A 20,216-nucleotide genomic window follows, 5' to 3' on the forward strand; every position below is an offset into this window, starting at 1 on the left:
GAAACAACGACCCGCCCGAATTCGGGTGTGCGGTTGACAGTTTCATAGTGTTTCGGTGGTCATAGCGTGAGGGAAACGCCCGGTTACATTCCGAACCCGGAAGCTAAGCCTTACAGCGCCGATGGTACTGCAGGGGGGACCCTGTGGGAGAGTAGGACGCCGCCGAACAATTCTTCAGAAGAACCCCCATCCGGGTCCCGGATGGGGGTTCTTCGCGTTTTCAGGGCCTCTTCGCGTTGTGGGCCGGTTACGGGGCGGGCCGGAAAGAATCTTGGCCGGCCGTGTCGAGAACCCGTGCCCGGCACCGTCCCCGGAGTGGACGCGGCCACAATGGGTCGCACCAGCTCCGAGGATCCGAGGAGAAGACGATGGCCAAGTACCTGTTGCTGAAGCACTACCGGGGCGCCCCGAGCGCGGTCAACTGCGTGCCGATGGACCAGTGGACGCCGGAGGAGGTCACGGCGCACATCCGGTACATGCAGGAGTTCGCGGACCGGCTGGAGAAGACCGGCGAGTTCGTCGACGGCCAGGCGCTCGCGCCCGAGGGGACGTGGGTCCGGTACGACGGCGAGGGGCGTCCGCCGGTCACCGACGGTCCGTTCGCCGAGACCAAGGACCTGATCGCCGGCTGGATGGTGATCGACGTCGACAGCTACGAGCGGGCCGTCGAGCTGGCAGGGGAGCTGTCGGCCGCGCCCGGGGCCGGGGGCGAGCCGATCCACGAGTGGCTGGAGCTGCGTCCGTTCCTGGCGATGCCGGCGACCATCACGGAGTGACGTCCCCGATGGACGAGGCCCTGCTGAGGAGTCTCACGCCGAGCGTCATCGGTGTCCTCGTCCGCCGCGGAGCTGACTTCGCGGCGGCCGAGGACGCGGTGCAGGAGGCGCTGGTCGAGGCGGTCCGGCTCTGGCCGGCCGAGCGGCCGCGCGATCCCAAGGGCTGGCTGGTCACCGTGGCCTGGCGCAAGTTCCTGGACGCGACCCGGTCGGAGGCCGCCCGCCGGCGCCGGGAGGACCTGGTCGACCAGGAGCCGGAGCCGGGGCCCGCGGCCGCCGTGGACGACACGCTGCAGCTCTACTTCCTGTGCGCCCACCCGTCGTTGACGCCCTCGTCGGCGGTGGCGCTGACCCTGCGGGCGGTGGGCGGGCTGACCACCCGCCAGATCGCCCGGGCCTACCTGGTGCCCGAGGCGACCATGGCGCAGCGGATCAGCCGGGCCAAGCGCACCGTCTCGGCCGTCAGGTTCGATCAGCCGGGGGACGTCGCGACCGTGCTCCGGGTCCTCTACCTGGTCTTCAACGAGGGGTACTCCGGCGATCTCGACCTCGCGGCCGAGGCGATCCGGCTCACCCGGCAGCTCGCCGCGGTGATCGACCACCCCGAGGTGGCCGGACTACTGGCCCTGATGCTGCTGCACCACGCCCGGCGGGCGGGCAGGACCGCGCCCGACGGCGCGCTGGTGCCGCTGGCCGAGCAGGACCGCGGCCGGTGGGACACCGGGCTGATCGCCGAGGGCATCGGCATCCTCCAGGGGGCCCTGGCCCGGGACCGGCTGGGCGAGTTCCAGGCCCAGGCGGCCATCGCGGCGCTGCACGCCGACGCGCCCACCGCGGGGGAGACGGACTGGGTGCAGATCGTCGAGTGGTACGACGAGCTCGTCCGGTTGACCGCCAGTCCGGTGGTGCGGCTCAACCGCGCGGTGGCGGTCGGCGAGGCCGACGGTCCGCGCGCGGGGCTGGCGGCGCTCGCGGAGCTGGACGACGCGCTGCCCAGGTACGCGGCGGTGGCGGCGTACCTCCACGAGCGCGACGGGGACCTGGTGGCGGCGGCCCGGTTGTACGCGGAGGCGGCGCACCGGGCGCCCGACCTTGCCGAGCGCGACCATCTGACCCGTCAGGCGGCCCGGCTCAACACGCTTCTGAAGGGTCGTCGGACGGACTGAGTCCGGCCGGGGGAGCGGGGCTCAGAGCCGGCCGGCGGCCTTCAGCGCCAGGTAGGTGTCGGCGAGGGCCGGGGCGATCCGGGTCGGCGGGGCGTCCAGGACGGTGACGCCGTGGCGGGTGAGGTGCTCGGCGGTGGCCCGGCGGTCGGCCCGGGTCTGTTCGGCGGCGGCCGCGCCGTAGACGGCCTCCAGGGTGCCCCGCCCGGCGGCGAGGGCGTCCAGCTGCGGGTCGGCGACCGAGGCGAGGACGACCTCGTGGCGCTTGGTGAGCATCGGCAGCAGCGGTCGCAGGCCGTCCTCGACCGGGGTCGCGTCGAGGCCGGTGAGCAGCACGATCAGCGAGCGCTGCGGCGCCATCTTGAGCGCGGTGGCGACCAGTGAGCGCATGTCGGTCTCGTGCAGCGCGGGTTCCAGCCCGGCCATCGCGTTGGTGAAGGCGGGCAGCACCTCGTGGGCCGAGCTGCCGGCCACCGCGACGCGCTTGCGGGAGTCGTGGGCGAGCAGGTCGACCCGGTCGCCGGCCCGGGTGGCGAGGGCGGTGAGCAGCAGCGCGGCGTCGAGGGCGGCGTCCAGGCGGGGCGCGTCGCCGACCCGGCCGGCCGAGGTGCGGCCGGTGTCGAGGACGACGAGGATGTGCCGGTCGCGTTCGGGGCGCCAGGTGCGGACGGCGACGGTGTTGCGGCGGGCGCTGGCGCGCCAGTCGATGGAGCGGACGTCGTCGCCGGGCAGGTACTCGCGCAGGGAGTCGAACTCGGTGCCCTGGCCGCGGGTCAGGACGGAGGTGCGGCCGTCGAGTTCGCGCAGCCGGGCGAGCCGGGAGGGCAGGTGCTTGCGGCTGGCGAACGGGGGCAGCGCGCGGACCGTCCAGGGGACGAGGTGCGAGCCCTGGCGGGCGGCCAGGCCGAGCGGGCCGAGCGAGCGGACCGTCACCCGGTGGGCGTGGTGGTCGCCGCGGCGGGTGGGGGTGAGCACGGTGGTGATCCGGCGCCGTTCGCCGCCGGGGAGGGCCAGGGTGTGCCGGGAGGCGGCCTCGGCGGTGCCGGGGCGCCAGGCGGACGGGGCCCAGGCGTCGCGGACCAGGCCGCGGAGCGGCCGGCCGGACGGGTTGGTGACGGTCAGTTCGACGGTGGCGGGCTCGCCGAGCCGGACGGTGGTGTCGCCGGTCCGCCCGAACCGCAGGCCGCGGACCGGGGCGGCGAGCACCAGGTCGACCGCGACGGCGACCAGCACCGCGCCGGTGACCAGGCCGATCCCGGTCCAGGACGGCAGCAGCAGGCCCACGACGAGCGCGCCGAGTGCGGCGAGCAGGGCGGTTCGCCCGGTGAGGGCCATGCGGTGCGCTCCTTCGGAAGCCCGTGCGTCGGAACCCGTGGGCCGGCGGCCGGAACGGGGGCGGTACGGCGGGGTGGGGTCAGCGGGGTGCGGGCGTCTGGGTGAGGACGGCCTGGATGACGGAGTCGGCGGTGACGCCCTCCATCTCGGCCTCGGCGCGCAGCGCGACCCGGTGCCGCAGGGTGGGCAGGGCGAGCGCCTTGACGTCGTCCGGGGTGACGTAGTCGCGGCCGGCCAGCCAGGCCCAGGCGCGGGAGGCGGCGAGCAGGGCGGTGGCGCCGCGCGGGGAGACGCCGATGGACAGCGACGGGGACTGCCGGGTGGCCCGGCAGAGGTCGACGATGTAGGCGAGGACCTCGGGGGAGACCGTCAGTTTGGCGATCTGCTCGCGGGCGGCGGCGACGTGCTCGGGGCCGGCGACCGGGCGGACGCCGGCCGCGCCGAGGTCGCGCGGGTCGAAGCCGGCGGCGTGCCGGGAGAGCACCTGGAACTCCTGGTCGCGGTCGGGCAGCGGCAGGACCAGCTTGAGCAGGAAGCGGTCCAGCTGGGCCTCGGGCAGCGGGTAGGTGCCCTCGTACTCGACCGGGTTCTGGGTCGCGGCGACCAGGAACGGGACGGGCAGCGGGCGCGCCTCGCCGTCCACCGTGACCTGGTGCTCCTCCATGGCCTCCAGCAGGGCGGCCTGGGTCTTCGGCGGGGTGCGGTTGATCTCGTCGGCGAGCAGCAGGTTGGTGAAGACCGGGCCGGGCTGGAAGGAGAACTCGGCGGTGCGGGCGTCGTAGACGAGCGAGCCGGTGACGTCGCCGGGCATCAGGTCGGGGGTGAACTGGATGCGCTTGGTGCCCAGGCTGAGCGCGGTGGACAGGGTGCGCACCAGCAGGGTCTTGGCGACGCCGGGGACGCCCTCCAGCAGCACGTGGCCGCCGCAGAGCAGGGCGACGACCAGGCCGGTGACGGCCGCGTCCTGGCCGACCACGGCCTTGCCGATCTCGGCGCGCAGGGCGGTCAGCGCGGCGCGCGGGTCGGTGGCGGGGGTGGCGGGCGCCGTGCCGGGGACGGGGCGGAGCTGGGCGGTTGCCTGGTCGGTCACGGGTTCCGTACCTGCCTTTCGAGGGCGTCGAGGTCGTCGGCGAGCCGCAGCAGTGCGGCGTCGTCGGTCGGGGGCGGGCCGTACAGCAGGGCCCGGACGTCCCCGGCGGGCCGTTCGGACAGCCGGTCGGCCAGGGCGACGCAGAGCGCGTCGGGGTCGGGTGCGCCGGCCTGGAGCGGGACGCCCAGGGCGGGGGCGAGGCGGTGCGCGGTGGCGCCGCGCAGGGCCTCGGCGGCGCGGCCGCGGGCCTTGGCGCGCCGGTAGAGGCGGGCGCGGCCCTCGGTGGTCTCGGCGGCGCGGACCACCACGGGCAGGTTCTCGCTGACCACCGGGCCGAGCCGGCGGCCGCGCCAGAGGGCGGCGAGCACGGCGGCGACGGCGAGCTGGTAGCCGGCCCAGTGCCAGCCGCTCGGCAGGAAGTCGCCGAAGCTCTTGGTGCGGGCGCCCTCGGGGAGCGGGGCGGAGTAGTCGGGCAGGTGCCAGGTGAGGCGGGGCTGCGAGCCGAGCAGGCCGAGGGCGAGGGCGGCGTCGCCGTCCTTGGCGAGTTCGCCGTTGTGCAGGAAGGTGCCGCTGCCGAGCACGACGACGTCGCGGTCGCCGTCGCCGGCCGGGAGGACGACCAGCGGGTAGCCGTGGGCGCGCGGGTAGCAGCCGGTGCCGCGGCTGCCGCTGGTGTAGAGCATGCCGCCCTGCTGGGCGCTGCCGGCCCGGACGGCCTCGGTGAGGGCGCACTCCGGGGGAGTGGAGCGGACGGAGGCGTACGGGAGCCCGCCGGCGTCGTCGGACAGCCGGATGCCGGGGGCGAGCGCGGTGAGCGCGGCCGGGCCGGGGGCGACCAGTACCAGGCGTCGGTGCCGGGCGGCGGCGACGGCGCGCAGCTGGGCGGGGTCGAGCAGGTCGGGTTCGGGCAGCACGAGGGTGTCCGGGCCGGCCGGGGCGGTGGCCGGGTCGGTGGTGAACTCGGCCTTGAGGCCCTGGCGTTCGAGCAGGGCGACGACGGCGTGGGCGCCGTCGCGGTCGTACGAGCGCGGGTCCAGCGGTGGGTAGCGGCGGTCCTGGCCGAGGGCGGACACGGCGGCGGCGCCGATCAGCAGGGCGGCGAGGACGGCCAGGTACCAGCGGGCGCGGCGCCACAGGCCGCGGGTGGTCGGGGCGAGGCTGGTCGCGGCGGCGGCGGCGGCGGGCGGCTCGGCGACGGGCGGTGCCGCGGGTGCGGGGGCGGGGACGGTACCGGTCATGCCGCTCCTCCCGAGGACGGAGCCGGTGCGGGGAGTGCGAGGACCGGGCGGGTGCGCTCCAGCGTCCGGTCGAGCTCGTGCAGCAGCCGGTACGCGCTCTGGTCGGCGGTGCGCTCGCCGTACGCGATGTCGTCGAAGGTCCGGGCGGCCGCGGCCAGTGCGGCGGCGTGCTCGGGCAGCGCCCGGCCGGCCTCGGCGGCGGCCTCGTCGGCGGTGCGGCCGGGGCGGTTGTCGAGCAGGGTGCGCTCCTCCAGGCCGCGCACCAGGGCGCGCATCTGTTCGCGGACGGCTTCGGTCCAGCGTCCGGCGGCGGCGTGCCCGGCGGCGTCCGTCCGGTACTGGTCGGCGCTGCGCGGGCCCTCGGCGCCGTACACGTCCTGGACGGTGCGGGCGGCGCGGCGGGGTGCGCCGAGGCGCCACCAGACCGCGCCGCCGATCAGCACCGCGACGATCAGGAAGAGGACCAGCCCGGTGGTGCCGGTGGTGCCGTCGCCGGAGATGCTGTCGAGCGCCTTGGCGATGTGGTCGTAGATCCAGTCCGTGACGCGTTGCAGTACGGACGGGTCGTGCTTGTGGTACTCCGCGTCGAGCAGCTCGTCGCGGGCGGCCTCGCGCGCCGGGTCACGCGGCACGGTGACGGGTGCGCCGCCCGCGGCGAGGAGCCTGTCCCCCCAGTTAGGCATCCGGTTCAGCGCCTCGCCGGTGCCGGGTCGCCCTGCGCGCCCCAGCCGGTGCCGCTCTGCTCGGGCAGGCCGGCCGCGCGGGCGAGTTCGATGTCCAGGGCCTCGCGGCGGATCCGCTGGTCGATGTAGACCAGCACGCCGACGGCGGCGATGAAGGGGGTGGTGAAGGTGCCGGCGATGATCCCGGCGACCGCCAGCAGGAGCAGCATGGCCACGCCCTGGTCGGCGGTGTCGGGCAGGCCCTGGGCGTCGAGGCTCTCGAAGCCGAGCAGCAGGCCGAGGAACTGGAACGGGACGACCACGACCATCGCGACGACGAGCGCCAGCACGTGGCCCAGCAGGTTGATGCCGAAGACCCGCCACCAGGCGCCGCGGACCAGCCGCCGCGAGCGCGACAGCGCCGTCAGCACGCCCTGCTTCTCCAGCATCAGGGCGGGCGCGGCGAGGCTGAAGCGCATCCACAGCCAGACGGCGACCGGCACGGTCAGCAGGCCGACCAGGGTGAGCAGGCCGGCGATGGCGACGGAGCCCTGGCCGGCGAGGGTGTAGCCGATCAGCGGGGTGAAGCCGAGCAGGACCACGCCGGGGCCGAGCAGGACGGTGAGCAGGGTCAGCCCGAGCAGCTGCAGCAGCCGGGGGCGGGCGTCGCGCCAGGCCTCCCCGGCGGTCGCCGACCGGCCGAGGACGGCGCGGCTGACCACGATGGTGAGCAGCGCGGTGGCGAACACGTTGAGCAGCAGTTCGAGCGGCAGTCCGGCCAGCATCCGCAGGGTCTGGGTGGCCTCGCCGGTCTTGCCCTTGACCAGCAGGTTGACCAGGAGGCTGCCGGCCTGGGCGACCACGGCGAGGCCGAGCGAGAGCGCGAGCACGGTGCGCCAGTGCCGGCGGACGGTGGTGACGGCACCGTCGAGCAGTTCGCCGAAGCTCAGCGGGCGCAGCGGGATGACGCCCGGCTTGGGGCTCGCCGGGGCGCCCCAGCCGTACGGGCGGTGGCCGCCGGGAGGCTGCTGGCCCCACTGCTGTCCGTTCCCGGGGGCGCCGGCCGGGCCGGTCCAGCCGGGGGCGGCCTGTGGTGGTGCCGACGGCCCGGGCACGGCGGCGGGCGCGTCGGCCGGGGGCCGGGCGTCGTCGCGGGGCGGCTCGGACGAGCTGGGCGAGGCCCAGCCCGGGGTGTCGGTCATCACTGCTCCTCGGAGGGCGTCACGGGCGCGACTGCGAACGGATCTTCCGCCCGCGCGCAGCGCCCATCGTGCCATGGGGCCGGAAACCGGCCCCATGGCGATCCGGTTGCTGATCGGCAACGGTCCTCCGCGGCGGGTCGGGCGGTGGTCCGGCGCGGGTTCGCGGGGGGTCCGGAGGCGTTTCCGGGGGAGCATTCGCCCGGTATGGCCGGAATGCACCGGTGGGGGAGTTGGCCGTTCTGGAGCATTGGCACTGCTGTGCGGCAGGTCACAATCCGGTAATGAGAAGATGGACGCATGAAGGGACGCGTCCTCGTCGTTGATGACGACTCCGCACTGGCCGAGATGCTCGGTATCGTGCTGCGGGGTGAGGGTTTTGAGCCGTTTTTCGTCGCGGATGGGGACAGGGCGCTAGCCGCCTTCCGGGAGACCAAGCCGGACCTGGTCCTGCTCGACCTGATGCTGCCCGGCCGGGACGGCATCGACGTGTGCCGGCAGATCCGGGCCGAGTCCGGCATCCCGATCGTGATGCTGACCGCGAAGACCGACACGGTCGACGTGGTGGTGGGCCTGGAGTCGGGGGCCGACGACTACGTCACCAAGCCGTTCAAGCCCAAGGAGCTGGTGGCCCGGGTTCGCGCCCGGCTGCGCCGCGCCGAGGAGCCGACGCCCGAGCAGCTGACCATCGGCGACCTGGTGATCGACGTGGCCGGCCACTCCGTGAAGCGGGACGGCCGGGGCATCCCGCTGACCCCGCTGGAGTTCGACCTGCTGGTCGCGCTGGCCCGCAAGCCCTGGCAGGTGTTCACCCGCGAGGTGCTGCTGGAGCAGGTCTGGGGCTACCGCCACGCGGCGGACACCCGTCTGGTCAACGTCCATGTGCAGCGCCTCCGTTCCAAGATCGAGAAGGACCCGGAGCGCCCCGAGATCGTGGTGACCGTCCGCGGCGTCGGTTACAAGGCGGGACCCAGCTGACGTGACGGAGCGGGCAGACGACACCCCGTCGGGTTCCGCGACCGACGGGGCGGGGGCCGTGCGCGGCGACGTGCTGAGTTCGACCACCCGTCGCCGACGCGGCCCTTCCGGCGTATTCGCGCTGGTGAAGCGTCAGCTGCGCCGTCCCACGCACCGGGTGGCCGCGCTGTACCGCCGGTCGATCCAGCTGCGCGTGGTCGCGGTGTCGCTGCTGGCGTCCATCGCGGTCGTCCTGGTGCTGGGCGTGGTCGTGGTGGCGCAGGTGCGCACCGGCCTGCTCGGAACCAAGACGGACGCCGCCCGCGCGCAGGCCCGGATCGGCTTCCAGGTCGAGCAGAAGAAGATCGACGAGGCCCGGGACCAGAAGCTGCGGGGCACCGCCGACCCGACCGTCGACGAGATCGGCACCTGGCTGCTGCGGCAGGTCAACGACCTGGCCGGGAGCGGGCAGACCGTCTACTCGGTGATCGCGATGTCCCCCGGCACCGGCGCCGTCGTCCCCGACGGGGGCGGCTTCGCGCCGCGCTACTCGGGCGACATCCAGCCGATCAGCATCCCGGACACCCTGCGGGCCAAGCTGGCCGCCGAGCCCGGCCAGATGTTCGACCAGCCGACCCGGATCCAGCGCTCGCCCGGGAGCAGCGTCACGTCCGAGCCCGGGCTGGCCCTCGGCATGCAGTTCCGCGGCCCGGCGGAGACCTCGTACCAGCTGTTCTACGTCTTCTCCTTCGGCCAGGAGACCGACACCCTCAACCTGGTCACCGGCACCCTGGCGACCGCCGGGGTGTTCGTGGTGATCCTCATGGGCGGCATCGCCTGGGTCGTGGTGCGCCAGGTGGTCACCCCGGTCCGGATGGCCGCCGGGATCTCCGAGCGGCTCGCCGACGGGCACCTGGAAGAGCGGATGAAGGTCACCGGGACGGACGACATCGCCCGGCTCGGGGAGTCCTTCAACCGGATGGCCAACGCCCTCCAGGCGCAGATCCGCCAGCTGGAGGAGCTGTCCCGGGTGCAGCGGCGGTTCGTCTCGGACGTCTCGCACGAGCTGCGCACCCCGCTGACCACGGTCCGGATGGCCGCCGACCTCATCTACGACAGCCGCGAGGACCTGGACCCGATGGCGGCCCGCTCGGCGGAGCTGCTGCAGGGCCAGCTGGACCGCTTCGAGTCGCTGCTCGCCGACCTGCTGGAGATCAGCCGCTTCGACGCCGGCGCCGCGATCCTGGACGCCGAGCCGGTCGACCTGCGCGAGATCGTCGCCCGGGTGGTGGAGGCCGCCGAACCGCTCGCCGAGGCCAAGGGCAGCGCCGTGGTGATCCGCGGCGACGGCGAGCCGGTGCTGGCCGAGGTGGACTCCCGCCGGATCGAGCGCATCCTGCGCAACCTGGTGGTCAACGCGCTGGAGCACGGCGAGGGCCGCGACGTGGTGGTCCGGCTGGGCTCGGCGGACGGCGCCGTCGCGGTCGGCGTGCGCGACTACGGCATCGGCCTCAAGCCGGGCGAGGCGTCCCGGGTGTTCCACCGCTTCTGGCGGGCCGACCCGTCCCGGGTGCGGACCACCGGCGGCACCGGCCTCGGCCTGTCCATCGCGGTCGAGGACGCCCACCTGCACGGCGGCTGGCTCCAGGCCTGGGGCGAGCCCGGCGGCGGCTCGCACTTCCGGCTCACCCTGCCGCGCACCCGCGGCGGCGAGATCAGCCGGGCGCCGTTCCGGCTGGAGCCGGAGGACTCCCGCAACAACCGGGGCCTGGGCGCGCAGGGCACGCCGTACCGGCGGGCGATCAGCCCGGCCGGCTCGACGGCGACGGCCGCCGTCGAGGAGCAGGCGGAGACGCCGGAGACGGTGAGCGGCGGCCTCGGCAGCGGGCTCGGCGGGGTGCTGAACATCGGCCCCGGGCTGGGCCGGCGCAAGCTGCCGGAGGGGCCGCGTGCGGACCCCTCGGGCGTGTGGACGGCCGCCGGGTACGGGGCCACCGGCGCCCAGGTGATGGTGGACCCGACGCCGGGACGGCCGTCGGTGGCACAGCGGACGGCGGAGCCGGACGCGACGGGTGGGACGACGGACGCGGAGGGGTCGCAGCGTGCGAAGGACGAGCAACAGGACTGAGCCGCGGCTCCTCGCGGTGGTCGGCGGGCTGCTCGGCGCCCTGGTGGCGAGCGGCTGCGCGGCCATGCCGGATTCCGGCGGCATCACCAGGGTGGAGCTCTCCCAGGGCTCGGCCGACAAGGACCTGCAGGCCCGGGTCTTCCCGGTGGCGCCCGCCCGGGGCGCCAAGCCGCGCGAGCTGCTGAACGGGTTCCTGGACGCGGTGACCGCCGACGAGGGGTACGACACGGCGCGCAAGTACCTCACCGAGAGCGCCGCCGCCACCTGGAACCCGGACGCCGGGACGAAGGTGCTCTCCGCCACCGGCATCCCGGTCGGCCAGGACGTCACCGACGCGGACACCACGGCGTCGTTGCAGGTGAGCGGGCAGCTGGTGGCCGGCGTCGACGAGCGGCACTCGTACGCGCGGGTCGCCGGGCAGAACAACGACTCGTCCGACTTCACCTTCGTCCGGCAGAAGGACGGCGAGTGGCGGATCGACAGGCTGGCGCCCGGCGTGATCATGAACGAGACCAACTTCCGGAACAGCTTCCGGCAGGTCGAGCGGTTCTTCTACACCGCGCCCGACCCGTCCTCGGTGGTGTCCGGGAGCACCGGCCAGGAGGTGCTGCTCGCCGACCCGGTCTACCTGCGGCGCCGGATAGACCCGCTCACCTCGGCCGTCCGGGCGCTCGTCGACGGCCCCTCCGTCTGGCTCTCGCCGGTGGTCCGCACGGCGTTCCCGGCCGGCACCACGGTCGACAAGGTGAGCATCGACGACAACCGGGTCGCCCACGTGCAGCTCGGCAAGGCGGACACCGGCGAGCCGATGGCCTGCCGGCGGATGGCGACCCAGCTCTTCTACACCGTCGCCGACCAGGGCAAGGGCCAGATCACGCGGCTGGAGCTGAAGGGGCCGCACGGCTCCTGCACGGCCGCCCGCGGTGACTCGCCGTCCACCGGCCCCGGTGCCCTGGCCGGGTCGACGACGGCGACGCAGTACTACCAGCGTGCCGACGGAGCCCTGGTGGCGACCGACGAGGTGCGCCCCGGCGATCCGGTCCGCGGGGTCCTCGGCAAGCCGCAGTCGAACACCAAGCCGCCGCTCGGCGCCTTCGCGGTCAGCCGCACCGGCTCCCAGGCCGCCGCGATCAGCGAGGACGGCCACCAGGTCTGGTCGGTGCCGCTGTCGGACAGCGCGGTGGCCATGGGCGAGCCGGTGCTCACCTCGCCGGCCAAGGGCGGCGACAAGGAGGACGGCTTCGCCTCGCCCACCTGGGACGGCCGCGGCGACCTCTGGGTGGTGGACCGCAACAAGCAGGCCCCGCGGGTGGTGATGGTGCGCGGCGCCAAGTCGTACACCGTGCCGGTCGAGGGGCTGACCGGCCAGACCGTGCAGGCGCTGAAGATCTCCTCGGACGGCGTCCGGGTCGCCGTGGTGGCCAGGACCCCGGGCTCGGCCGTCCGCTCGCTGTGGTTCGGCCTGGTCGTGCACGACGGCACCCCGCAGGCGCCGACCGTGAAGATCACCGCGCTGCACCGGGCCGCTCCCACGCTCACCGACGTCGCCTCGGTGTCCTGGGCGGAGACCGACCAGCTGCTGGTGCTCGGCAAGGAGGCCGACCGGACCCAGCAGCTGTACTTCATCAGCACGGACGGCTCGCAGAGCACCGAGACCCAGCTGCAGAGCGCCGAGAGCATGCTGACCGTCTCGGCCTCGGAGTCCCGCGGGGACAGCCTGACCCAGACGCCGCCGGTGCTCGCGATGGGCGAGGTCAAGCAGACGGACGGCAAGCCGAGCGAGATCAAGGCCTTCCGCCTGGTCAACAACCAGTGGCGGGAGACCTCGCTGATCGACAAGCCGCGGTCCTTCTTCTACGCGGGCTGACGCCGCGTCCGAGCCTCTCCGGGGCCTCCGGCCCGGCCCGGCGGGGTGTCGGCGGCCGCGGTGACGGTCAGTCGGCCGGGCGCACCGTGGCCGCGACGGTGGCGCCCGCGCGGACCGGGAGGCCGGCGTCGGCCAGCGCCCGGGCGGCCTCGGCGAGGCTGGCCCCGGTGGTCACCAGGTCGTCCACCAGCACCGGGTGACGGCCCGCCAGGCCCGCCTGGCCGCCCGGTCCCGCCAGGCCCGCGCGCCCGGTCCGGGCGCGCGGCAGCACGGTGAGCGCGCCGTGCAGGTTGCGGCGCCGTTCGGCCGCGTTCAGCCCGGCCTGGTCGGCGACCGGCCGGGCGTGCCGCAGCAGCGGCGCGGCCCGCACGTCCAGGCCGGCCCTGCGCAGCGAGCGGGCGGCCGCCCCGGCCAGCCGCAGCGTCGGATCGTGCCCGCGGGCGCGGACGGCCGAGCGCGCCGAGGGCATCGGGACCAGCAGCAGCGGCGCGGCCCCGGCGCGCGCCCCCAGGGCGGAGCGCACCGCCCGGCCGAGGGCCTCGCCGAGGGGCGCGGCCAGCCGCAGCGCGCCCCGCTCCTTGTGGGCGAGCAGCAGCTGCCGGACCGGACCGGTGTACGGCGCGGCGGCGTGCGTCCAGGGCAGCGGGGTGGGGGCGGGCCGTGCGGTGGCCAGGGCGTGCCGGCAGGCCGGGCAGAGCTGGGTGCGCTCGCTGCCGCAGCCCGCGCAGTCGGCGGGCAGCAGGACGTCCAGCAGCCCGGCCAGTGCGTGGCCGAACGGCCCCTGGGCGGACGGCGGAGGAGCGGGGGAGGGGAACGGCGGCACGGCTGCTCCTGGCGGCGGCAGGCACGGAGAGTCAGCACAGAATCGGCCGTACGGGGGGCGTTGTCCAGGTATTTACCCTTACTTCACCCGCGAGAGGGTAGACAGGGTGGACCAGCTTGACCGCCCGACCGCAGTATCGGGTCATACCCTCCTTATCGCCTGGGGAGGCGAAAAACCCGTGTGAGGTGTTCGATAAGGCCCAGGGGGTTTCAAACGTCCCTGGTGGGGAGGAAGTGAGGTGAGGGCCAGTCGTTTCCGCCGCTGGCGGCGGGGACGGGGGGCCGGCAGTGGATGGGCTGGTCCAGCTGGGTCTCAGTCCGGTCCGGTAGCACCCGGATCGGCGTCAGCACGAGGGATCGGAGTTCTGCGTGGACATCGTCGTCAAGGGCCGCAAGACCGAGGTGCCCAAGAGGTTCCGCGAGCACGTGGCCGAGAAGCTGGAGAAGGTCCAGAAGTTCGACGCCAAGGCCATCAGCCTCGACGTCGAGGTGTCCAAGGAACACAACCCGCGGCAGGCCGACCGCTCCGACCGGGTGGAGATCACTCTCCGCAGCCGCGGCCCCGTGATCCGGGCGGAAGCCGCCGCCGGTGACCCGTACGCGGCGCTCGACCTGGCTTCCGCGAAGCTCGACGCGCAGCTGCGCAAGTCCGCGGACCGGCGTCGGGTGCACAAGGGCGGCGCGAACGGCCGCACCCCGATCAGCGTCGCCGAGGCGACCGCGGCCCTGGCCGCGCTGCCGGAGACGACGGCGCCGGAGGGCGAGACGAACGGCGCCGTCCGCAAGACCATGATGGGATCCCTGGAAGTGGAGGGCGAAGGCCCGCTGGTGGTCCGGGAGAAGACGCACCCGGCCGCCCCCATGGCGCTGGACCAGGCGCTCTACGAGATGGAGCTGGTCGGCCACGATTTTTACCTCTTCGTGGAGAAGGACAGTGGCCTGCCGAGCGTGGTCTACCGCCGGCACGGTTACCACTACGGCGTCATCCACCTGCAGACCGACCTCGCGGCCGGCCCGGGTGGCGGGGCGGGCGGCGCGATCGGCGGGGCCGACGACGAGGACTGACCGTCCGAACAGCGATGGAGGGGTGACCCCGGCGGCCGTGGCCGCCGGGGTCACCGGCGTTCGGGGGCGGTTGGGTTCGAACGGCGGCACGGTTCGAACAGCGGTGCGTCGAGGGTGCGGTGCGGTTCCAACGGCGGTGCGTCGAGGGCGGTCTCGCGCCCCGGACGGACGGGTCACCCGTTGCGGGGGAATCGGCATCGGAGCGTGACCGGGGCGGCGCCGGGGCGTGGAATGATTGGCGCACGACGACCCGCGAAGGGGGAGGAGCGGATGGGGGATCACTTCGGGCTGGGGCCCGGGGTCGGGCCAGGGCTGCCGTTGGGGGCGGAGGATGAGCCCGCGTACGAGCCGCACTGGGGTGAACCGATCCGCGTGTTGGTGGTGGACGACCACGCGCTGTTCCGTCGGGGGCTGGAGATCGTCCTCGCGGAGGAGCCGGACATCAAGGTCGTCGGCGAGGCGGGGGACGGCGCCGAGGCCGTGCTGAAGGCCGCCGACCTGCTGCCCGACATCATCCTCATGGACGTCCGGATGCCGCGCCGCAGCGGGATCGAGGCCTGCACGGCGATCAAGGACGTGGCACCGAGCACCAAGATCATCATGCTGACGATAAGCGACGAGGAGGCCGACCTCTACGAGGCGATCAAGGCGGGGGCCACCGGCTACCTGCTCAAGGAGATCTCCACCGACGAGGTCGCCACCGCGATCCGCGCGGTCGCCGACGGGCAGTCGCAGATCAGCCCCTCCATGGCGTCCAAGCTGCTCACCGAGTTCAAGTCGATGATCCAGCGCCGCTCCGACGACCGGGACCTGGTGCCCGCGCCCCGGCTCACCGACCGGGAGCTGGAGGTGCTCAAGCTGGTGGCGACCGGGATGAACAACCGGGAGATCGCCAAGGAGCTGTTCATCAGCGAGAACACCGTGAAGAACCACGTGCGCAACATCCTGGAGAAGCTCCAGCTGCACTCGCGGATGGAGGCGGTGGTGTACGCGATGCGGGAGAAGATCCTCGAAATAGGGTGAGCCGGGCGGAAGTTAGCGGTCCGCCAGCAGCTTCTCCAGGGTCGGGCGCAGCCGCTCGTCGTGCAGCGTCCCGACCCGCACCGCGTCGCAGCCGACCCAGTCGGCGGCCTCGCGCAGCGCCGTCGCCAGCGCCTCGACGTGCCGGGCGCCCCGCCCCGGACCGTCCAGGGAGACCTGCCGGGCGACCAGGGAGCGCCCCTCGCGGGCCGGGTCGACCCGGCCGACCAGCCGGCCGCCGGCCAGCAGCGGCATCGCGAAGTAGCCGTGCACCCGCTTGTGCTTGGGCGTGTAGGCCTCCAGCCGGTGCGTCATGCCGAAGATCCGCTCGGTGCGGGCGCGGTCCCAGACCAGGGAGTCGAACGGCGAGAGCAGTGTGGTGCGGTGGCGCCCGCGCGGGGCGGTGGCGAGGGCGGCCGGGTCGGCCCAGGCCGGGGCCGGGGCGCCGTCCGGGCCCCAGCCGGCCACCTCGACCGGGACGAGCCCGCAGTCGGCGAGCACCGGGTCCAACTGCTCGGCGCGCAGCCGGTGGTAGTCCAGCAGGTCGGCCCGGGTGGCCACGCCGAGCGCGGCGCCGGCCTGGGCGACCAGGGTGCGCACGCACTCCCCGTCCGACCGCTCCTGCCCCAACAGGGCGTCCGGGATGGCCTGTTCGGCCAGTGCGTAGACCCGCTTCCAGCTCCGGCGCTCGGTGCAGACCACGTCGCCGAAGGCCAGCGCCCGCTCGACCGCGATCTTGGTGTCGGACCAGTCCCACCACTCGGCGGTCTTCTTGGCGCCGCCCAGCTCGGTAGAGGTCAACGGCCCCTCGGCCCGCAGCTTGTCCAGCACGGCGCGGTAGGTCTCGGGCGGGACCTGGTGGCCCCAGAGGTGGCCGCGGTCGCGGTAGCGGCGGCGTCGGAAGGCGAACAGCGGCCACTCCTCGACCGGCAGGAGGCAGGCCGCGTGCGACCAGTACTCGAAGCTCGTGCCGCCGCCCCAGTACGCCGCCTCGACGGCCGGGCGGCCGACCGCGCCGAGGCGGGCGTACGGCACCAGCTCGTGCGAGCGGGCGAGCACCGAGATGGTGTCCAGCTGGACGGCGCCCAGGTGCCGCAGCACCCCGCGCACCCCGCTGCGGCGGTCCGGCGCGCCCAGCAGGCCCTGGGCGCGCAGGGCGATCCGGCGGGCGTCGTCCGCGCTGAGGACGGCGGCGGGGGCGGGGCGGGCGGCAGCGGCGGTCATGCCGGGGAGCGTAGTCCGGGGCACCGACAGCGCGGGCCCGGGGCCCGGACGGAGCGCCCGGGTCCGGGCGGAGGGCTCAGGCCAGGTCGGAGGGCAGCAGGGAGGCGATCCAGGAGTCGTGGAAGGCGCCGCGCTGCTCGGCGTACGAGCGCAGGGTGCCCTCGAAGCGGTAGCCGGCCTTCTCGGCGACCGCGCGGGAGCCGTCGTTCCCGACGTAGGCCAGCCACTCCAGGCGGCGCAGGCCCAGCTCGCGCAGGCCGTAGTGGGAGACGGCGCGCGCGGCCTCGGTGGTGTAGCCGCGGCCGCGGAACTCCTTCACGGCCCACCAGCCGATCTCGGCGCAGCCCGGGTCCTGGGGGCGCAGGACGAGCCCCTGGGAGCCGACCAGGGTGCCGGACTCGCGCTCGAACACGCACCAGATCAGGTTCGCCCCGGTGCGCCGGCCCTCGATGGCGAGATCGCGTACGAAGAACTCGGCGTCCTCGCGGCGGTAGGGCGACGGGACGACCGTCCAGCGCTGGATCTCCGGATCCTGGCAGGCGGCGTAGACCGCGTCGATGTCCGACTCCTGCGGGGGGCGCAGGACCAGTCGGTCGGTGGTGAGGGCGGGAAGTTCGGCGCGAAGTTCGTCCATGAACGGATTATTCCGCCAGGGGAGGAAGGCGGGCATCCGATTATTCGCCCGCCTTGGCGTCCAACTCCACGACCCGCCGACCGTTTTGTCCCGGTGGACGGTGCTATCGGGCCATGTGCTCGCCAGGGTGACACGGGAATACCGTGCTGACGCACCTCCCGGGGGGTTGGACTCCTCGCATACGATGGCCCGTGCGGTGGGGTGGACCCGCCGTGCAGTCGTCCAGTGCCAATACAGGCAAGGAGCCCGCTCATCGTGTCCGTCTTCGACAAGATCCTGCGCGCCGGCGAGGGCAAGATCCTTCGCAAGCTGCAGCGGATTGCCGCCCAGGTCAACTCCATCGAAGAGGACTTCGTCAACCTCACCGACGCCGAGCTGCGCGCACTGACCGACGAGTACAAGCAGCGGCTCGCGGACGGCGAGACCCTGGACGACATCCTCCCCGAGGCGTTCGCCACCGTCCGTGAGGCCGCCAAGCGCGTGCTCGGCCAGCGGCACTACGACGTCCAGCTCATGGGCGGCGCCGCGCTGCACCACGGGTACGTCGCCGAGATGCGCACCGGTGAGGGCAAGACCCTCGTCGGCACGCTGCCCGCGTACCTGAACGCGCTGACGGGCAAGGGCGTCCACCTGATCACCGTCAACGACTACCTCGCCGAGCGCGACTCGGAGTGGATGGGCCGGGTGCACCGCTTCCTCGGCCTCGAAGTCGGCGTGATCCTGGCCAACATGACGCCCGCCGAGCGCAAGCGCCAGTACGGGATGGACATCACGTACGGCACGAACAACGAGTTCGGCTTCGACTACCTGCGCGACAACATGGCCTGGTCGCAGGACGAACTCGTCCAGCGCGGCCACTACTTCGCGGTCGTCGACGAGGTCGACTCGATCCTGATCGACGAGGCCCGTACCCCGCTGATCATCTCCGGCCCGGCCGACCAGGCGACCAAGTGGTACGCCGACTTCTCCAAGCTGGTCCTGCGCCTGAAGATCGACCGGGACTACGAGGTCGACGAGAAGAAGCGCACGGTCGGCATCCTGGAGGAGGGCGTCAGCCGGGTCGAGGACTACCTGGGCATCGACAACCTCTACGAGTCGGTGAACACCCCGCTGGTCGGCTTCCTGAACAACGCCATCAAGGCGAAGGAGCTGTACAAGCGGGACAAGGACTACGTCGTGATGAACGGCGAGGTCATGATCGTCGACGAGCACACCGGCCGCATCCTGGCCGGCCGCCGCTACAACGAGGGCATGCACCAGGCGATCGAGGCCAAGGAGGGGGTGGAGGTCCAGAACGAGAACCAGACCCTGGCCACCATCACCCTGCAGAACTTCTTCCGCCTGTACGACAAGCTCGCGGGCATGACCGGTACCGGCACCACCGAGGCCGCCGAGTTCCACCAGATCTACAAGCTCGGCGTGGTGCCGATCCCGACCAACAAGACGCCGCTGCGCATCGACCAGCCCGACCTGATCTACAAGTCGGAGCCGGCCAAGTTCGCCGCCGTGGTCGAGGACATCGCCGAGAAGCACGAGAAGGGCCAGCCGGTGCTGGTCGGCACCGTGTCGGTCGAGAAGTCCGAGTACCTGTCGCAGGAGCTGCGCAAGCGCGGCATCCCGCACGAGGTGCTGAACGCCAAGCACCACGAGCGCGAGGCGCAGATCGTCGCGCAGGCCGGCCGCAAGGGCGCCGTCACCGTCGCCACCAACATGGCCGGCCGAGGCACCGACATCATGCTGGGCGGCAACTCCGACCACCTCGCGGCGGCCGAGCTGGCGCAGCGCGGGCTCACCCCGACGGACACCCCGGAGGAGTACGAGGCCGCCTTCCCGGCCGCGCTGGAGAAGGCCAAGGCCTCGGTGAAGGCCGAGCAGGACGAGGTCAAGGAGGCCGGCGGCCTCTACGTCCTCGGCACCGAGCGGCACGAGTCCCGCCGGATCGACAACCAGCTGCGCGGCCGCTCCGGCCGTCAGGGCGACCCGGGCGAGTCCCGCTTCTACCTGTCGCTGGGCGACGACCTGATGCGCCTGTTCAAGGCCGGCATGGTCGAGCGCGTGCTCTCGATGGCCAACGTCCCCGAGGACGTGCCGATCGAGTCCAAGATGGTCACCCGCGCCATCGCCTCCGCGCAGACCCAGGTCGAGCAGCAGAACTTCGAGATCCGCAAGAACGTCCTCAAGTACGACGAGGTGCTCAACCGCCAGCGCGAGGTCATCTACGGCGAGCGCCGCCGGGTGCTGGAGGGCGAGGACCTCCAGGAGCAGGTCGGCCACTTCATGGACGACACCGTCGAGGCGTACGTCCGCGCGGCCACCGGCGAGGGCTTCGAGGACGACTGGGACCTGGACAAGCTCTGGACCGCGCTCAAGCAGCTCTACCCGGTCACCCTGGACCTGGAGGAGCTGGAGGAGGAGGCCGGCGGCCCGGCCGGGCTGACCCCCGAGTTCCTGATCAAGTCCGTCCAGGAGGACATCCAGGGCCAGTACGGCGCCCGCGAGGACCAGCTGGGCGCGGAGATCATGCGCGAGCTGGAGCGCCGGGTCGTGCTGTCGGTGCTGGACCGCCGCTGGCGCGAGCACCTCTACGAGATGGACTACCTCCAGGAGGGCATCGGCCTGCGGGCCATGGCGCAGCGCGACCCGCTGGTCGAGTACCAGCGCGAGGGCTTCGACATGTTCACCGCGATGATGGAGGGCATCAAGGAGGAGTCCGTCGGCTACCTGTTCAACCTGGAGGTCCAGGTCGAGCAGCAGGTCGAGGAGGTCCCGGTCGAGGACGCCCAGGTGGCGCTCGACAAGCTGGAGAAGGACGCCGCCCGCCCGGAGATCAAGGCCAAGGGCCTGGAGGCCCCGAAGCCGCAGCGGCTGCACTACACGGCCCCCTCGGACGAGGTCGGCGGCGGTGTCATCGAGGGCGACTTCGACGACCTCGCGCCGGAGGACGAGGGCGACGGGATGACCCGCGCCGAGCGCCGCAAGGCCGCCAAGTCGGCCAAGGGTCGCCGCCGCAAGGGCTGAGCCGGCCGCCGGCCACCA

At 73.6% G+C, this 20,216-nt stretch carries 16 protein-coding genes and 1 rRNA gene; 9 read left to right on the plus strand and 8 right to left on the minus strand.

The genetic code is table 11. The annotated features are described in order from the left end of the window. Positions 1-51: 51 nt before the first annotated feature. From rrf to AMK13_RS30565, 3 genes are all read left to right on the plus strand, one after another. Positions 52-168 (plus strand): 5S ribosomal RNA (rrf, locus tag AMK13_RS30555). Between the two features lie 200 nt (positions 169-368). After that, a complete protein-coding gene (locus AMK13_RS30560) occupies positions 369-776 on the plus strand; it encodes a YciI family protein (RefSeq protein WP_049659240.1) in 408 nt (135 codons plus the stop codon). A gap of 8 nt (positions 777-784) precedes the next feature. Beyond that, positions 785-1,942, plus strand: coding sequence for an RNA polymerase sigma factor (locus AMK13_RS30565; RefSeq protein ID WP_074005000.1), 1,158 nt, complete (start codon positions 785-787; stop codon positions 1,940-1,942). Positions 1,943-1,963: 21 nt separating this feature from the next. Here the strand turns inward: AMK13_RS30565 and AMK13_RS30570 are convergent, their stop codons facing one another. The 5 genes from AMK13_RS30570 to AMK13_RS30590 form a co-directional block, all read right to left on the minus strand. Beyond that, complete coding sequence (locus AMK13_RS30570) at positions 1,964-3,274, minus strand: DUF58 domain-containing protein (RefSeq protein ID WP_074005001.1); 1,311 nt, start codon at positions 3,272-3,274, stop codon at positions 1,964-1,966. 79 nt (positions 3,275-3,353) lie between these two features. Continuing rightward, on the minus strand, positions 3,354-4,364 hold the full coding sequence (locus tag AMK13_RS30575; protein WP_049659237.1) for an AAA family ATPase: 1,011 nt from the start codon (positions 4,362-4,364) through the stop codon (positions 3,354-3,356). Continuing rightward, on the minus strand, positions 4,361-5,602 hold the full coding sequence (locus AMK13_RS30580) for a DUF4350 domain-containing protein (protein WP_241853100.1): 1,242 nt from the start codon (positions 5,600-5,602) through the stop codon (positions 4,361-4,363). Before AMK13_RS30580 ends, AMK13_RS30575 begins: the two co-directional genes overlap by 4 nt. After that, positions 5,599-6,285 (minus strand): DUF4129 domain-containing protein, encoded by a 687-nt coding sequence (locus AMK13_RS30585; protein WP_074005002.1) that lies wholly within the window; start codon positions 6,283-6,285, stop codon positions 5,599-5,601. The genes AMK13_RS30580 and AMK13_RS30585 overlap by 4 nt, the downstream gene beginning before the upstream one ends. 5 nt (positions 6,286-6,290) lie before the next feature. Continuing rightward, a complete protein-coding gene (locus tag AMK13_RS30590) occupies positions 6,291-7,466 on the minus strand; it encodes a hypothetical protein (protein ID WP_074005003.1) in 1,176 nt (391 codons plus the stop codon). Positions 7,467-7,763: 297 nt separating this feature from the next. Between AMK13_RS30590 and mtrA the strand changes: the two genes are divergently transcribed. Genes mtrA through AMK13_RS30605 form a run of 3 tightly spaced genes read left to right on the plus strand, consistent with a single transcriptional unit; the run spans position 7,764 to position 12,415 of the window. Next, positions 7,764-8,441: an MtrAB system response regulator MtrA gene (mtrA, locus tag AMK13_RS30595; RefSeq protein ID WP_030247322.1), complete on the plus strand. Its 678-nt coding sequence runs from the start codon at positions 7,764-7,766 to the stop codon at positions 8,439-8,441. A gap of 1 nt (position 8,442) precedes the next feature. After that, on the plus strand, positions 8,443-10,548 hold the full coding sequence (mtrB, locus tag AMK13_RS30600) for an MtrAB system histidine kinase MtrB (protein ID WP_074005004.1): 2,106 nt from the start codon (positions 8,443-8,445) through the stop codon (positions 10,546-10,548). Then, positions 10,523-12,415, plus strand: a complete 1,893-nt coding sequence (locus tag AMK13_RS30605) for an LpqB family beta-propeller domain-containing protein (protein ID WP_143204674.1) — start codon at positions 10,523-10,525, stop codon at positions 12,413-12,415. The genes mtrB and AMK13_RS30605 overlap by 26 nt, the downstream gene beginning before the upstream one ends. Positions 12,416-12,482: 67 nt before the next feature. On the opposite strand, the gene AMK13_RS30610 is transcribed toward AMK13_RS30605, so the two are convergent. Continuing rightward, on the minus strand, positions 12,483-13,238 hold the full coding sequence (locus AMK13_RS30610) for a ComF family protein (protein ID WP_074005006.1): 756 nt from the start codon (positions 13,236-13,238) through the stop codon (positions 12,483-12,485). A gap of 368 nt (positions 13,239-13,606) precedes the next feature. On the opposite strand from AMK13_RS30610, the gene hpf reads away from it, so the two are divergent. Together hpf and AMK13_RS30620 are read left to right on the plus strand one after the other, a co-directional pair. Then, the gene (hpf, locus tag AMK13_RS30615) at positions 13,607-14,302 is read left to right on the plus strand and encodes a ribosome hibernation-promoting factor, HPF/YfiA family (RefSeq protein ID WP_049657308.1); all 696 of its coding nucleotides are present in this window, start codon (positions 13,607-13,609) and stop codon (positions 14,300-14,302) included. A gap of 270 nt (positions 14,303-14,572) precedes the next feature. Beyond that, complete coding sequence (locus AMK13_RS30620) at positions 14,573-15,325, plus strand: response regulator (RefSeq protein WP_074005007.1); 753 nt, start codon at positions 14,573-14,575, stop codon at positions 15,323-15,325. 12 nt (positions 15,326-15,337) lie between these two features. Here AMK13_RS30620 and AMK13_RS30625 read toward each other — a convergent pair whose 3' ends face one another. After that, complete coding sequence (locus tag AMK13_RS30625) at positions 15,338-16,546, minus strand: winged helix-turn-helix domain-containing protein (RefSeq protein WP_079272631.1); 1,209 nt, start codon at positions 16,544-16,546, stop codon at positions 15,338-15,340. A 76-nt stretch (positions 16,547-16,622) separates the two neighbouring features. After that, the gene (locus tag AMK13_RS30630) at positions 16,623-17,180 is read right to left on the minus strand and encodes a GNAT family N-acetyltransferase (protein WP_049657307.1); all 558 of its coding nucleotides are present in this window, start codon (positions 17,178-17,180) and stop codon (positions 16,623-16,625) included. A gap of 255 nt (positions 17,181-17,435) precedes the next feature. Between AMK13_RS30630 and secA the strand changes: the two genes are divergently transcribed. Next, a complete protein-coding gene (secA, locus tag AMK13_RS30635) occupies positions 17,436-20,198 on the plus strand; it encodes a preprotein translocase subunit SecA (RefSeq protein ID WP_049657305.1) in 2,763 nt (920 codons plus the stop codon). Positions 20,199-20,216: the final 18 nt, after the last annotated feature.

The organism is Streptomyces sp. CB02056 (assembly GCF_001905545.1).
Lineage (GTDB): Bacteria > Actinomycetota > Actinomycetes > Streptomycetales > Streptomycetaceae > Kitasatospora.